The sequence below is a fragment of the Lactiplantibacillus paraplantarum genome (assembly GCF_003641145.1).
GTDB lineage: Bacteria > Bacillota > Bacilli > Lactobacillales > Lactobacillaceae > Lactiplantibacillus > Lactiplantibacillus paraplantarum.
In genome coordinates, this window is record NZ_CP032744.1 from 991,730 (window position 1) to 1,007,327 (window position 15,598).

General features: G+C 41.6%; 13 protein-coding genes. All 13 read left to right on the plus strand.

Features of this window, described 5'->3' with window-relative positions; translation table 11 throughout:
* Window position 1 precedes the first annotated feature (1 nt).
* Window positions 2-1,192: a phage portal protein gene (locus LP667_RS04810; protein ID WP_056988430.1), complete on the plus strand. Its 1,191-nt coding sequence runs from the start codon at window positions 2-4 to the stop codon at window positions 1,190-1,192.
* Window positions 1,173-1,883, plus strand: a complete 711-nt coding sequence (locus tag LP667_RS04815) for a head maturation protease, ClpP-related (RefSeq protein WP_056988431.1) — start codon at window positions 1,173-1,175, stop codon at window positions 1,881-1,883. The genes LP667_RS04810 and LP667_RS04815 overlap by 20 nt, the downstream gene beginning before the upstream one ends.
* 14 nt (window positions 1,884-1,897) lie before the next feature.
* Entirely contained in the window at window positions 1,898-3,136 is a 1,239-nt protein-coding gene (locus tag LP667_RS04820) for a phage major capsid protein (protein ID WP_056988432.1), read from the plus strand.
* Between the two features lie 72 nt (window positions 3,137-3,208).
* A complete protein-coding gene (locus LP667_RS04825; protein WP_056988433.1) occupies window positions 3,209-3,547 on the plus strand; it encodes a head-tail connector protein in 339 nt (112 codons plus the stop codon).
* Window positions 3,531-3,893: a phage head closure protein gene (locus LP667_RS04830; protein WP_056988434.1), complete on the plus strand. Its 363-nt coding sequence runs from the start codon at window positions 3,531-3,533 to the stop codon at window positions 3,891-3,893. Before LP667_RS04825 ends, LP667_RS04830 begins: the two co-directional genes overlap by 17 nt.
* Entirely contained in the window at window positions 3,883-4,323 is a 441-nt protein-coding gene (locus tag LP667_RS04835) for a hypothetical protein (protein WP_056988435.1), read from the plus strand. Before LP667_RS04830 ends, LP667_RS04835 begins: the two co-directional genes overlap by 11 nt.
* On the plus strand, window positions 4,320-4,703 hold the full coding sequence (locus LP667_RS04840; RefSeq protein ID WP_056988436.1) for a DUF806 family protein: 384 nt from the start codon (window positions 4,320-4,322) through the stop codon (window positions 4,701-4,703). The genes LP667_RS04835 and LP667_RS04840 overlap by 4 nt, the downstream gene beginning before the upstream one ends.
* Window positions 4,704-5,342 carry a phage tail protein gene (locus LP667_RS04845; protein WP_021732001.1) on the plus strand — a complete coding sequence of 213 codons (639 nt, stop codon included), beginning with the start codon at window positions 4,704-4,706 and terminating at the stop codon, window positions 5,340-5,342. It begins immediately after the preceding gene.
* 201 nt (window positions 5,343-5,543) lie between these two features.
* Window positions 5,544-5,927 (plus strand): hypothetical protein, encoded by a 384-nt coding sequence (locus LP667_RS04850; RefSeq protein ID WP_021732000.1) that lies wholly within the window; start codon window positions 5,544-5,546, stop codon window positions 5,925-5,927.
* A complete protein-coding gene (locus tag LP667_RS04855) occupies window positions 5,924-6,115 on the plus strand; it encodes a hypothetical protein (RefSeq protein WP_016058335.1) in 192 nt (63 codons plus the stop codon). The genes LP667_RS04850 and LP667_RS04855 overlap by 4 nt, the downstream gene beginning before the upstream one ends.
* Before the next feature lie 12 nt (window positions 6,116-6,127).
* A complete protein-coding gene (locus tag LP667_RS04860) occupies window positions 6,128-11,350 on the plus strand; it encodes a phage tail tip lysozyme (protein WP_056988437.1) in 5,223 nt (1,740 codons plus the stop codon).
* 141 nt (window positions 11,351-11,491) lie between these two features.
* Window positions 11,492-13,132: a phage distal tail protein gene (locus LP667_RS04865; RefSeq protein WP_082618918.1), complete on the plus strand. Its 1,641-nt coding sequence runs from the start codon at window positions 11,492-11,494 to the stop codon at window positions 13,130-13,132.
* A gap of 64 nt (window positions 13,133-13,196) precedes the next feature.
* A complete protein-coding gene (locus LP667_RS04870; RefSeq protein WP_056988439.1) occupies window positions 13,197-15,587 on the plus strand; it encodes a phage tail spike protein in 2,391 nt (796 codons plus the stop codon).
* Window positions 15,588-15,598: the final 11 nt, after the last annotated feature.

A 15,598-nucleotide genomic window follows, 5' to 3' on the forward strand; every position in this document is an offset into this window, starting at 1 on the left:
AATGCCTTTTTTTGAACCACCAACGGCAATAAATAATTCAGTTAGTATTCAAAGCGTGCCAGTAGAAGACGATAATATCGTTAATTTTTTGTCACCAACTGGCAATAATGAGTATATTAGTGCCAATGACGCTTTAGAAAATTCAGATATTTATTCAGCAGTTAACCAAATATCTGGAGACTTAGCCACGGTACAATTAATGGCCAATATGCCACGCACGCAAGGAATTCTAAACAATCCTAGCACGACAGCTAATGGGCACACGTTTTGGCAGTCTATGTATTCACAATTGTTATTGGGTGGTGAATGTTTTGCATATCGCTGGCGTAATCCTAATGGCTTAGATCTGCGCTGGGAATATTTGCGGCCAAGCCAAGTGCAAACCTACAAATTAGATGATGGCAGTGGTTTAACCTATACGGTTACCTTTGATGAGCCTAATTTGGGCGTGCTTCAATATGTACCACAGTCTGACATGATTCATATTCGCTGGGCTAGTACCGATGGCGGTATGACAGGTAACAGTCCATTAAAAGCATTATCGAGTGAGTTACAAGTCAAGAGTTCGTCTAACAGTTTAACGTTGGCTGCATTAGCGCGTTCAATTAGTGCTCCTGGCGTCCTATCTATTCAGCACGGTGGGCTGCTGAGTGAGAAGATGAAAGCCAGCCGTTCACGCAATTTCATGAAACAGGTGAACAAGTCAAACGGTGGCCCGGTAGTTATTGATCAACTTGAAGATTACAAGCCACTGGAAATGAAAGCCGATGTTACCAAGCTGTTAAGCCAAACAGATTGGACGAGTAAGCAAATTGCTAAAGTTTTCGGCATTCCTGATAGCTATTTGAATGGCCAAGGTGACCAACAAAGTAATATCGACCAAATCAAAGGCATGTACACCAATGCCCTTAATCGCTATTTACAGGCGATTTTAGCTGAGCTGGATAATAAGCTTAATGCTAAGATTACGGCCAATATACGGACTGCTGTAGACCCATTGGGAGACTCATTTGCAGCTACCCTATCAGGGCTAGCTAAAGATGGCACAATTGCTAATAATCAAGCAACTTGGGTTTTACAACAAACAGGCTATTTCCCAGATGAAATGCCTGCAGCTGAAAAGTCACCAACACAACAAGTTGTGATTCAATCAGGAAAAGGAGGTGATAACGATGGAGACAGTACCAATTAAAGGAGTTGTTTCTAGCGATGATGACGCAGAGGTCTACCAATTTTTTGGGTATTCAACCGTTACGCCAACCGGCGTAATAACAGCACTTAAAAATGCAGGCGGGATGCCAATCAAAGCTGAAATCAATTCTCCAGGTGGTGATGTATTCGCCGGTTCCGAAATTTTTACAGCGTTGAAAAATTATTCTGGTAATGTTGAAGTAGACATTGTTGGATTAGCAGCAAGTGCCGCTTCAATTATTGCAATGGCAGGTGATCAGGTTAAAATTTCACCAACTGGTCAGCTGATGATTCATCGAGCATCGACGGTATCTCAAGGAAATTCAGATGATTTATCCAGTGATTTGCAAGGACTTGATTCAACTGATCAGGCTATTGTTAATGTGTATCAAGAAAAAACTGGTATGGATCCTCAAAATATTTATCGTATGATGTCCGAAGAAACGTGGATTAATGCACAAGAGGCTGTTAAGCAAGGATTTGCTGATGAAATAATGTTCACAAACCAGACTACTACAGTGGCTAATACTATCGATAGTCAGAAACTACTTAGCAAGGATATTATTTCTAAAGTTAAATCTTTGATGCATAAATCAAACGATAAAAATACGGCCAAAAAAGAAAATACTACTAATAGTCAATTTGTGGAATTACGAAAAAGTAAATTGGCTATTTTGTTTGGCAAAAATTAAAAGGAGATCAACTAATGCATAAAAATATTAACGATTTAAATACGGCTTGGATTGAGGCTGGTAGCAAAGTTGCTGACATCCAAGACCAAAAACAACAGATGGCAACTGAGCTTGTCGCAGATCCTAGCAAATATTCAGACGAAGAAATCAAAAAAATTTCTGCCGATTTAAAGGCCGCTAAGACTGCCCGTGACTTTGCCAAGTCTGCCTTAGAAGATGCTAAAGCAGAAAATGAAGTTGCCAGTAAAAGCGTGCATATTGTGAAAACAAAAGATGAAAAGCATAAATTTGTCGATACATTTAAAGATATGCTTCGCCATCCATCACAATATATGGATATGGTTACTTCTTCCGGTTCAGATGATTCAGCGGCCGGATTAACTATTCCAGTTGACGCCCAAACCCGGATCAATGAATTAATGCGGCAATATGCTTCTTTACAGCCCTTGGTGAATGTTGAGTCTGTCGGAACATTAACTGGTACTCGCAATATTGAAAAGTTTGGATCAATCACGCCCGCTACCCTGATTACTGATCAAAATACAGATATTCCAGAAGGAGATTATCCAGCGTTAAAGCAAATCAACTATAAGATTGGTGATTATGCAGATTTGTTCTATGCGCCAAATTCGTTACTTGCAGATTCTGCTGAAAACGTGCTGAACTGGCTGCAAACACATATTGCACGCAAGAGCGTTGTCACGCGGAACAATGCTATCCTAACAAAACTACCTAATACGCAGAAGAAAGCAACGATTACTAAATTTGATGATTTGTTTGATGCTATCTTCCAATTGGATGCGGCTTTAATGAGTTCTGCAACTATCCTGACTAACAAATCAGGCTTCTTAACTTTACGCAAGGTAAAAAATGCTATGGGAGATTATCTGATTAAACCGGACGTAACACAAGATAGTGGAACATATCAACTTGACGGGAAGACAGTTGTATGGGTTGAAGATACGTGGCTGCCTGATAATTTAGATTCAAATGGTAAATATGTGAGCCACCCATTCTATATTGGTAATTTCAAAGAATTCATGACAATCTTTGATCGGCAACAATTAAATATTGCAACCTCAACACAAACTGAACGTGCGTTTAATCGTAACCAAACGGCCATTCGTTCGATTGATCGGTTCGACGCAGAATTAGTCGATGACGAAGCACTGGTTGCGGGATCATTTGACAAGATTGCTGATCAAACGGCCAACTTTGCGGCTAGTGCTGCTACAACGACCCCTGGGAATTAATTAGCCAACTATGTCGCCAATAAATACACAGTACAGTGATAATCTGGGCGGCTAAGCAAGGATGTGATTTAAGTGGCAGCTGATTTAAAAACATTGAAATCATCTTTGCGAATTGACGGGGATGATGATGACGAGCTGCTAAAAGGTTATTTGTCTGCAGCCACTAGCTACATTGAACAGGCCATTGGGGATGAAAATAGCGTTCCGGGGTTCTATGAAATGGAAGGCGTGAATGACTTGTTTGAAACGGCTGTGTACGCCTTAGCTGGTTCATATTGGACTTATCGAACATCGATTACAGCCATCGCTGTTAATCCAGTTGATCTGGTCGTGGACTCAATCATTGGTCAACTCAGAGGGTTGTACAGTCAAAAGCAATATGAGGTGGGGACAAATGACGAAAGCAATTAATCCTGCACGAATGAATTTTAGATTGGAGTTTGGAACTCAGGCAGCTATTGGAAAAGTTAACTCTAATACGGGTAATCCTATTACTGATTTTGTCCCTCAATTCAGTTTGTACGCCGGCGAATGGTCATTGTCGTTTCAGCAAAGGTTAGCGTTAAATGGCGACACCTCACAACAGAATGCTGTTTACTTTGTGCGCCATAATCGAAAAATAGCTACCGGCATGCAATTACGACGCAATCATCAGGATGTTTACCAGATTGATGATGTGGCCTACGATGATGGTTTACCACCGGATGGTTTTGACCTCATAACTTGTCATAAGGTGGTGATCGGGCGTGGCGAATGAGATTAAACATGCAGACTCATTTGAACATATTTTAGATACTATGGCGGAAGGCTTTGGACGTGAAGAGAAGCTTAAAGCTAATGCAGCTGGAGCAGATAAGTTCATTAAAATTATGAAGCCTAAGATTCCTGTGGGAAAACTACGCAAGGCACATGGTCATGCTGAAAAAGCACATCTACGTGATTCATTAATTGCTGTAGATCATCCTAATGGCTCGGTTAACGTTGGTTTTACAGCCAAAGGTGAAAAAGGGTACATTGCACGTTTTCAAAATGATGGCTGGGACGTCGTTGACCGTAATGGTTCCAAACATGGCCATGTTTCCGGGAAACACTTTTGGGAGACTACTCAGCGTGAAGCAAAAGGCCAAGTTGGCAAGGCAGTTGTTGAACAATTAAAGACTGCTATGGACAAGAAGGTGGGCAAGTGACGCCGGTAGCTTTTATTAAAGGCATAATTGTTGCAAATATTAATGAAATACCAGAACTAGCTGTGGAACATATCCATAGCTTTTTTATTCCAACTAACGATACTTCAACTGACGAGCCTATTGTAGTAATCAGTGGGTTACCTGAGCGTAGTCAAGATTATGGCAACGGGATTCCATTCCAATCGACGAAGCAAGCTCAGATACAGCTCTATTATCCTAAAGATTACTTGGGCGATATGGATGCCATCGAAGCCGGGTTAAAACAAGTGCTATTGACCAATGATATTCGTTATTATAGCGATGCCGGCCAGACATTAACACCAGATTCAGAAAGTATCACGAACACTTTGAAATTTAATTATATAAAGGAGGCCATTTAAATGGCAACGTTAGGTTTAAATATGTTATACACCAGCATCAAGAATACTGATGGTTCAACAGTTATTGATGCGGATAAAGGATTATCAGCGACGGGTGTTTATCAAATTGATACTAGCAAGGCAAACGGTAACTTGGGTACTAAGACTGCTAACATTACCGGGCTATCTGGGACGGTATCTAAGATTACTGGCAACAATGAAGTTGTGGACGTTTCTAATCCACCTTCGGCACCGTCAGTGGCAATCGACGCAAATGAAATTAATTTCATCGTCAAGCAAAAACTATTAGGCCGGGTATCAGATGGTAAAGGTGGTTACATTGATTCTGACACACCCGTTGAAGCTGGCCTTATTATTGAGTCACGTTCACCAGTGACACGTACTGCTGTTTATTTCTGCTTTGGTCGTGGGATTTTTAACGAAGCTGGCCAGAACATTCAAACAAACACGGATACAGCTGAAACTCGTGACGATGATAATTTGACATTTACCGCCTTGAACTATGATAAATTCAGCGGCCAACCATACAAGGTATATGCTGAGTCAGATCCTAAATTTGATAAGCAAGCAATGTTTGACGCTGTATTCCCTGGACAAACGTTTTATAAAAACGCGAGTAACGGCACCAGTGGTCAATAAAGCTACAACTGACACAGGCTCACAGACTAGTAAAACTGATAGTGACTCATCTGCGCTAACCAGTAATAAATGATAATTATGGTCGCCTAAAATAAATCCACAATACCGCTAGGGGCGGCTTTTAAACATGCTGAGAAGCGCATTCTAAGCACGGGTTCACAATAAATGATAATAAACAATACACAAAGGGGCATATAAATAATGGCAAAATCAGTTAAATTTGATGGCAAGAAAATTGGGACGGGCACGCAGTATACGTTGATTGATAGTGGTCAAAATGTTGAAAAAATGGCCGAAGCATATAAGAAGTTCATCAAGACTACTGAAGAAACTGAGGACAGCATTACAGGTGTAGTCGAATTAACACCTAAGCTTGCAAAGGTTGTGGCTGAAACGACCTGTGATTTATTGGAACTAAATGCTTCGCAAAAGAAACGTGTCATGTCCATGGAATTTTCGGTTAGCGACGAATATGACTTCTTTAATGACTGTTTAAAACAATTCTTGGGAGTAGAATTACCATCTGTAGGCAACAGCAACGATCAGGAAGAGGAAGAAGACCCAAAATTGCCAAAGCCAGAATGATTTGGCAACTTGATAATTTTATTCAGGATATTGATTACATCGCTAATCAATTGATTTCACAAGGTATATTGCCTAGTGACTTTTATCAAAGCTCATTTAGTGAAATGCAAACAGCATTGAATGCAAAGTCACGTAAAGACCGTGTTCAAGATCCGCTCGAATTAGCACGTCAAATCGGTGCGTTGTAAAGGAGGCAAAGTATGGCAACAGAGAAAATTCAAGGCTACGAATTCGCAATTAACATGGACGATGGTGGCATGACTCGCACGTTGCGAGAAATAAAGAATGAAGCAAAATTACTAAAATCTGGTATGCAAGCTAACTTTGCTGAAATTCGTTCAGGTGAAGGTGTTATGGCGGCCTATGCGGGTAAAGTCAAAGATGCTGGTCGAGCTATTGAAGCACAACGATTAGTAATTGAGCGTCTCAAAAGCGAGCAAAACGGATTAGACCAAACCACTCAAAAAGGCCGAGAAGCTTATGTTAAATATGAAAATCAGATTAACGCTGCCAAGCGCTCAATCGCCAGTTTAGAGGGGCAACAAGAACGAGCACAGAAGTCACTTGATCTGCAAAAAAGTGGTGTCTTACAATTAAAAGATGCAACCGAAATATCAGCCAAAGTAACAGACTCATATGTAGCTAAACTAAAAGCCGAAGGCCACGAGTTTGAAGCCAACAAAGTTAAGGCTAGCGGGTTACATCAGTCTTATAATGAGCTTAACAAGCAGCTAGAGGCTGAGCAAAACAGACTGAATAAGATTGCGAGTGCTAGTGGTAACAGTTCTAAAGAGTTCAAAGAACAACAGATTAGGGTGAACGAATTAGGCGCTAAAATTGCCCAAACTCGGACTAAGATGAAAGAGCTTGATGAACAATTAAGCAAAAAGCCACAGTCAGGATTAACGTCAGTCATTAGCCAGCTAAATAGAGTAAACGAGCACGCAGATAAGGCCAATCATTTATTTGGCAAAATTCTGGGTGCTCATTTAGTTGCCAATGGTATTACGAGCGCTTTTCAATCAATCACTTCACATATTCACGAAGCTATTAGTGCTGGTATGGAATATGAAAAAGAGCAGCAGAAGATGGCGGCCACTTGGTTGACTTTAACTGGCACTGTTGGCAAATCTAACGCAATGGTTAAAACGATCAATGACTTATCTGTTAAGACCGGTCAAGCCGTAGATGTTGTAAATGAATTAGAGCAAGGCTTTTATCACTTACATTCCAATAAAAAAGAATCAGATGAACTAACCAAATCCATGCTAAACATGTCGGATGCGGTTGGATTAGATAAACAACAGATACAAGCAGTTACACAAGACATGGTTAACGGTCTGTCACGGGGAAAAGCAAACGCTGGTATGTTAAACCAAATTAGCCAGTATTTCCCGATGTTCCGTGAACAATTAGCCAAGTATGAATCTGGATTAAAAAAGACGGGTGATACGGCTGCTTCAACAGGTAAAGGTGCTGCTAAAGCCGTAAGTGCTTATAACAAAAAAATGACCTTGATGTTTGAAGGAATGCATTATGGAACAAATAATAGTTTATCTGACCTAGAAACATATCGTCAAAAAGGTATTGTCAGTGCCCAGCAATTTACAGTTTTTAGCAAGCAAATTGCAAGTGGGCACAAAGTGACTAATGCAGAAATTAAGCAAGCTATTAAGGTTAACTCGCAATATGCTGCTCAACAAGAGACAAGCGCCCAAAAGGCTCACAAAAGTAGTAAGGTAACAGTTGCTGATTTGAGTGAGATGGCTAAAGAAGGAAAAATATCTGCTAAAGATATTGAAAATACGTTTAATCAACTTGGATCCGGAAAATACGATAAAGCCGCCGACAACATGTTACATACGATGGTTGGTATGGAACGAACGATCAAGGCACGTGTTCCAGCTTTAATCGGTGACATTGAAAAGCCGATTTTAACCGCTCAAAATCCAATCTATGGCGCGGTTTCAAAATGGGTATCTGATAAACGGACTGACGAGGAATTTAATAAGGTCGGTGTAGCGGCAGAAAAAGGTATTAGCACGATTACTAAAGCCTTTGCTAAAGCTTTTGATGTCAAGTCGGCACCAAAAGCAATGAATGATGCAATGGATAACTTGGCCAGGGGTGTCACCAAAGCTTCTGACTCCATTGCCAAAAACGCTCCGGAAATTGTTAATTTCTTCAAAACTGTCAAAAACTTGGGCGGCCTGGGATTTGAAACGTTAATTGAATCGCTTAAAATAACCAATGCGATTTTAAAGCCATTACTCAGTATGGTTGGTGGGCACACAGAAACCATTGCAAAATTTGGAGCAGCATGGTGGTTAACAAGTAAAGCCGTCAAAGAGACTAGTTCAGTTCTGTCAACTTTTAAAAAAATCAGTGATACTGTTAGCTGGGCTGAAAAAGTTCTAGGAATTAAACAAGAAACTAAAGCTTTAGAAGAACAAAACGCGGTTCTTAAAACTAATGCTGAACTAAGTACGGCCAGTGAAGAAAATATTGGAACTGGTTATCGGGGAGTTAAAGGTAGAAAGGCTGGGAATATAGGCGCTGATTTAAGCTCTATATCAGTTGAAGCAAAGAACACTGAAAAAATTGCTAAAAGCAGTAAATGGTCATTGCTAGGAGGAACAATTGGTACAAGAATTATCAATGGTGCTGGATTAGCCATGACTGCTTGGGACGCTGGTAGTAGCATTGCGAAAGCAGTTAGCTCCGGTAAGGCGTCTGATAAATATAAAGCAACTGGTAAAACAGCTGGAACACTTATTGGGGGCGGCATTGGTGCAGCCCTTGGAAGTGTTATCCCGGGAGCAGGAACAGCCGCGGGAGCAATGTTAGGAGCAAGCATTGGTGATGGTGTTGGCGGTACTAAAACTGCAAATACGATTGTTAAAAGAATTAGTGATGCGCTAAAAGGGAAGACCATTGAAGCTCCCAAGATTAAGACAGAGTCCACTAAGCACTCACTTAGTGATCTAGGAAAGGCGTATAGTTCCTATTATTCTAAAAAGCAAAAGCAAGATTTAAATGATGTGAACGTACTTCATAAAGCGGGTATGCTAACCGATGCGGAGTATAAAAAGCAATTAGCTTCAATTAAAAAGAATGATAGTGAGACAAATCGTTTTGAAAAAATGTCAGCTTCTGATCGCAATGCTATTGCGAAGTATTATGCGCAGCAAAAAGCAAGTATTATTAGTAAATGGAATGCTAGCGAGAGAAAAACTAGTTCTAGCTGGGATGCTAAAATAGCATCTGACGAACGACGGTTTGGTGCCAACTCGATTATTGTTCAGAAAGACATGTCTAAAAAGAAAACAGCTATTAAGGCTGAAGAAAACAAAAAGTCAGCCGCTCTTGATAAACTCCGGATTAAAAGTGCAACGGAAACTACTGCACAAGAAGCCCGTTTACACACAACTTTAACGGGAAAGATAAAGTCAGCTGCTAATAAGCAGAATGATATTTTGAGAAATCTTGCCAAGAGCAAGGGGAAAATCACTCGTGAACAAGCAAATGATGCTATTTCACAGTCGAATAAAGAGTACAAAAAGACAGTCTCGCTGGCAGACCAAGAATACAAAAATCGTGTTTCTGCGGCTGAAAAGCAACACAATAAGGTTATAAAAGCAGCTGAAAGACAAGCTAGCGAGGCAATCAGTCAAGCAAAGCGCCAGTATAGTAAAACAGTTGATGCTGCTAAAAATCAATATTCTGGTAATTCTAAGTATGCCGAGAAGCAACGTGCAGCTATTATTAGTAAAGCTAAGGACCAAAAACAAAAGTCAATTGACAACGCTTTAGAGCAGGAAAACAAAACTGAACAACATGCGGATCGTCAGTACAAGCACACTACTGGTGACGCAGATAAGCAAAGATCACAAGTTGTTAAACATGCTAAGGATCAAAACAGTTCGGTAGTTGATCAGGCCAATTCACAGTCAAAAGGTGTTTTGGGGCATGCTGTTAAGCAAGCCAACGGCTCCATGAAAGCTGCCGATAAGCAAGGCTCCGGTATTCATAGTATTTGGAAAAACATTACTAGTTTCTTTAGTAATCTAGTTAAAGGATTTGGTATTAAACCAATCAATGTTGGCGCTTATCAATCTGGATATAATCCAGTAAGCATAGAAGCCCATGCTTCCGGCGGTATTGTTGGCACTGCTAGAGCTTTAGTTGGTGAAGGCGGTGTCGAGGCTAAAATTGATAGAGACAATGGTAAAGTGTCATTTCTAGGTATGAATGGTGCTGAAGTGGTTAATGTTAAACCTGGTGATCAGATTCTTAATGCTGGTGATACTGCTAAGCTTTTTAACGGTGGCCTAGGACATACGCTTCCTGGCTATGCTAAAGGCACTATTGACATCGCGTCGTTTTTAAAGAAAATTAAGAGCGGTGCTACTTCTATCTTCGACAGCGTTAGTGATAAAGCAATGGATGCATTGTCTAAGATAACTCACCCATTGAAAACTTTAAAGTCAATGGCTTTAAAGAAATTTGATCCAACCAAAACTCCAGGAGTCGGTTCAATCGGCCATGATTTAGGTAAAGGACTAGTTGACCGAGCTTTAAAGGGATTTGCGAAAGCTATTTCTGATTTAGCTGACAACTTCGGTGGAGGAGTTGGCAACATTAAGCTGTCCGGTAGTGTTGCTTCCCGTGCACGAGAATTGGCTAGAGCATTTAAACATGGCTATCCCGCTTCAAATAATGGTGGTATTGCCGGTGTTCTAGGAAATTGGGTTATCGAATCAAACTTGACCCCTACTGCCATTGATCCACTTGATCATGGTACTGGGTTGGGGCAATGGACGTTCACTCGTGAAACAGCATTAAGAAGCTGGCTTAGAAAACATGGATACGCATGGGACTCAGCTACTGGCCAAATTAATTACGCTCTTAACGAGCCCGGTGAGAGTAGTTTGTTAAAATCTGTTCTACGTATGACCAATCCAACAGAAGCCGCATATAAATTCTTTGCAACGTGGGAATCAGGCGGTGCTATGAATGGCACCGGTGGGCTTCGTGAAAATCAAGCGTCAGCTGTTTATCGCTATATTAAAGGATTTGAGAATGGTGGCTTTGGAAACAAAGCAGGCGTTTACAAATTATTTGAAGGCAACTTGCCGGAAGCCATAGTTCCGATGGACTTATCTAAGCGTTCACGGGCTTACCAAATTATGCAACAGATAATGGCTAAGTTCGGAGCTCAAGATGGCACTAATGTGATAAACACCGGTAACAACCAGATTGATTCCGACGAAGCATTCAAACATCGGGTTATAGCTGCACTAGATGCTTTGGTCACTGGCCAAGGAGATGTTAAAGCAGTTGTTGCCAACTCTGACGTGGTTAATGCTGTCAAGTCAAATACCAAGAAGACGTCACAATATAGTCAAATGATGGGGTATTAGTATTAATATATTGAAGAGCCTTAGAAGGCTCTTTTTTTACATAGTTAAAATTAAACAAGGATGGCGATATAATTGTCTGTTTTGAATAAAAATGATTTTGAATATGCTGGCTTAAATAGCCGCAATGATTTGCAAGCCATTATGGGAGCAGTGGCACTGCCTAGTGCACCAGCCATGGCCGAGCAAGCAACCGATATTCCCGCCATGTATGGCAATCAATTTAATGGTATGGACTATACTAGTCGGACAATCAGTATTCCAATAACTATTATCGCTCGTGGCAGTCAGGACAAATACAATCAGATTATGCATAATTTGAGCGGCTTATTGCTAAGTGATGACCCAAGTGATAATGGTAAAGAGTACCCACTAGTCTTTGGCTTTGAACCCAAAGTGACTTACTGGGGGCATATTAATGCGATTAGCGATCCACAGTTCATTAACCAGGGGGCGTGGGACGCTACACTAACCATTACCTTTGTGCAGTCTGATCCCAGGGCGAACTTACCACAGGTTGAGAAGCCCTTAAATAATGGCTTAAACACGATTACTGTTGATGGCACCGCACGAACAGCCCCAGTTATTCAGGTTGTGCCTAAACGGCCGTTAAAATACATTGGTTTTAATCTCAATGGTGGTCAATTTGGTTTAGGGCCGGAAACGCCTAACGACCAAGCTAATGCTGTTCAACCCGATGTTCACGTGATTGATGACCCTATTGCTAGTATGGCGATGTGGACTAACGATGCCAATGCCATTAGCGGTATTAAGACCGATGGTAAGTACAATTATCAAGGTAGTGCTGAGATTAATGCTGATACAACGGTCATGAGAGTGGCCTATGTTAATGGTGGCAAAGACTTTGGTAAGATGCCAACTAATCAACTTGATGGAACTTGGCTAGGCCCAACTTATCGGTATACTGGGATGACCAATGCCTTAACCAACTATCGTGTCCGTGCTGGGTTACATCATATGAAATATTGGGGCACGCATAACTTCCGAGCGATGGGTAAAGCACAATTTTCATTACTCGATGCCAGTGGTAATACGATTGGCCGGTTTGTCATCGGTGACCATATGCAAGGTGGTCAGACCTATGTGGCGCTACAGTTGTGTAAGCCGGGGAGTACGTTTGATGATGATGACCACCAGACGCTTTACTGGGGCTATGGCCCAAGTGGTGCTTTTAGAAAGTATCATACCCACTACAGTGACCTTGTTAATAAGAGTTCATTAGTTAATAGTAAGTATGTAACGGTGGTCAACCGTGAAGAAGTAGACTGTTTAACCAGTTCTTGGGTCTTTATGGACTTGACGAAAGCCGGTAACGTTTATACGTGGGAATTGCATCAATATAGTCTCTATGACGGCCAGCCTTATCGCAATGCAAACAGGTATTTAATTGCGAGCGGTCGCTGGGTAGATACTAACAATGAATATGAGTCAGCCTTAGGCGGGTTTGGTCAAACATTCCTCAAACAGCCTATCACGGAAGATATTGACAATGTACAATACATGGCGCCTTATATGACCCTAACCGATTTACAAGTCTGGCAACATAACCAGCCACAACCTAATGAACCCACTTATATTGCCAATGCAGGTGAAGAGATTGTCATGGACTGTGAGACTGATACCGTAACCGTCAATGGGCGCTTGGTATCACCAGTCTGGTCAACTGATTATCCGCAATTAAAGCCGGGTGTTAACGGGGTAACTATGGTTGGTGACCTAGCTGACGCTAAAATGACACTTAAATACCTACCTAAACTATTATAGCAACACTTTAAGGGCTTCCCAATGGGGTGGCCTTTTTACATAACTAAAACAAGGAGGTTAACCGATGGCTTTAACCAATCAATATTTAATTCTAAATCCAAGTTTGAAACGGATTGGTACCCTGACTGTTGACGGTGCCACTAAATTTTCAAACGACAGCGTCAAGATCCAACTTGCCGATGCAGACACAACTAGTACCGCCTACGATGATGAAGTCAATGTGGGAACTAAGGACAGCTACACCGGCACCATCAACCTAAACGCTCAGTCTAAAAAGTTTGACCACCAAGGCCAACTAGACGTGCTTCAAGGCCAGCCTGATTCAGACAAAGTAGTTGCTGGCAATAATCTCGCTTATTATGATGCCTTATCGGGGCACTGGTATGTGATGCACATTTACAGTGTTGAGGAGAGCAGTACAGCCGCTACTAAGCATGTCACAACCGCTAACTTTACTAATTTGTGTCTATTCACGTTGGCTCATCATTATCCTGTTGCTATGGCTGGTTCAGATACAGCTATCAAGGCCGCTTTTACGAGTGTATTCAGTGATACTGGCTGGACACTCAAATTTAACACAGCCAATGCAATGATTCCGTATATCTCAATTGATGGTAAAACTAAAGCATCAACACTATTACAAACGTTATTGCAGGCCTATAACGTGGAAGTTGATTGCTACGTTGAAATTGACTCACAAGGTAATGTTCAATCGAAGACCTGTGAAGTTGTCGATCAGTTGAATGTCGATAAGGTTTATAACGAAGCAATCTTCGGCAAAAACGTCACTAGTATTAAACGCACGACCGTCTCAACACCAATTACCAAGCTGATTGCTTATGGTGATAACAGTAATACCATAGCCGCTGCCAATGATGGCAAAATTTACATTGTTGACGATGAATCTAATCGTAAGTACAACCCAGACTGGCAGAGTGGACTGTATTACGAGGGTGTTATCACTGCTAATAGCATTGAACATGCGGCTGGATTAAAGTCGTGGGCTGAACAGATGTTACAGCTTTTCAATCACCCCAGGACATATTATGAGGTTAATGTGACGCCGACTTTCAACCCACCATTAGGGGCCACCATTCGCTTTAAGGATGACCAGATCACACCAGCCCTAGATGCCAGTGGCCGGGTGATTCAGCGGACGATCTCTTTTGCCAATCCATATGGTAATACCGTTGGCTTTGGCGAATACGTCACGGTGCCAGTTGCCACTCCAGCTTGGTTAACGGGTTATCAGAGTGCCATTAGTAGTGCCATTGAGAAGGCTAGAGCCGATGCCAGTTCCGTTAAACCGGTTGCATTGACCCCTGATGGCAATAACTTCACGGACCCCAGTCAAACTAAACGGTTAATCTTACAGGCTTGGGAAGGTAGCACTAATATTTCGGCCTATATTGATAGCAAGGGGTTTATCTGGCGCCGATACAACCAAAACGGCACTGTTGATACCAGCTATGCAACTACGGGATTTTTAGTACAGGCACCCTATAGTGCCGTTGGTACTTTGCATGGCACGATTGAAACGGGTTATATTCAATCAGACCCTGAGGTGACACTAGATACCACTAGTATTAAGCATTGGGGTGACTTTCAACGATCAGATGATACGGTAGGGTCATATAGTGCCGTTCAATATATGTGTCCGTTAAGTAACGGTCAATATTTAACTAGTCGTGCGTTGAATACCGATTCAACCAAAGACACGATGTATGTTTTGCATGACAGCAACTTTAAACCACTTAGTAAGATGATTATGCAACATGGCGGCCACGGAGCTAGTTTTGATGTTGAAGAAGTCAATGGGGTACCCTATATTTGGGCAGCAACTTACACCGACAATACACACAGCGTGTCAACCGTCTCACGTTTCCCCTATGTCGCCGGGACAACCATGCAAGCTAATGATAGTCGAATTGAACGCTACTATTCCATGAACGGCTATATGCGCGTAAGCATGGATTTTAAACATGGTTATGTGCTAGTTGGTGACGGTAATGGTGCCATGTATATCATGACGCTAGCTGATTTAAAGAATGGCAGTTATAACATTAAATACGCCTTTAGCATCTTCAATTATGGCTATGAGGCTAGTCAAACGTACCAATCACAAACGCTTGATTTCCCATATGTTTACTGGGATTCCGGTGACGTTGACTTACACGATAATCGCATGTTGTATGGCGTTAATGTTGTGCATGGCGGTCAAGAGTTCGCCCTAAACTTAATGCTTGATATGGACTTTAAAACTGCAGATGACGTGATGGAACCTGAAACGGTCAAAGCAACCTATGATTCAACAGGCAACTCAGCTTTGCTGTTAACGTTCAACTGTTGGGTCAATGGTAATCCGATCGAACGAGTCTATTCGCTACCAATTAAAGCTAGGCCAGCTGCTGACATCCTAAATACAAGTACAACTGATGATAACACGGCCGATTAGAAGGGAGGTGA

Bases quoted from the DNA above. Each gene is read 5' to 3' on its own strand.
- LP667_RS04820 (WP_056988432.1), top strand. From the start codon at position 1,898: ATGCATAAAAATATTAACGATTTAAATACGGCTTGGATTGAGGCTGGT.
- LP667_RS04830 (WP_056988434.1), top strand. From the start codon at position 3,531: ATGACGAAAGCAATTAATCCTGCACGAATGAATTTTAGATTGGAGTTT.
- LP667_RS04855 (WP_016058335.1), top strand. From the start codon at position 5,924: ATGATTTGGCAACTTGATAATTTTATTCAGGATATTGATTACATCGCT.
- LP667_RS04850 (WP_021732000.1), top strand. From the start codon at position 5,544: ATGGCAAAATCAGTTAAATTTGATGGCAAGAAAATTGGGACGGGCACG.
- LP667_RS04815 (WP_056988431.1), top strand. From the start codon at position 1,173: ATGGAGACAGTACCAATTAAAGGAGTTGTTTCTAGCGATGATGACGCA.
- LP667_RS04865 (WP_082618918.1), top strand. From the start codon at position 11,492: ATGGGAGCAGTGGCACTGCCTAGTGCACCAGCCATGGCCGAGCAAGCA.
- LP667_RS04860 (WP_056988437.1), top strand. From the start codon at position 6,128: ATGGCAACAGAGAAAATTCAAGGCTACGAATTCGCAATTAACATGGAC.
- LP667_RS04845 (WP_021732001.1), top strand. From the start codon at position 4,704: ATGGCAACGTTAGGTTTAAATATGTTATACACCAGCATCAAGAATACT.
- LP667_RS04810 (WP_056988430.1), top strand. From the start codon at position 2: ATGCCTTTTTTTGAACCACCAACGGCAATAAATAATTCAGTTAGTATT.
- LP667_RS04870 (WP_056988439.1), top strand. From the start codon at position 13,197: ATGGCTTTAACCAATCAATATTTAATTCTAAATCCAAGTTTGAAACGG.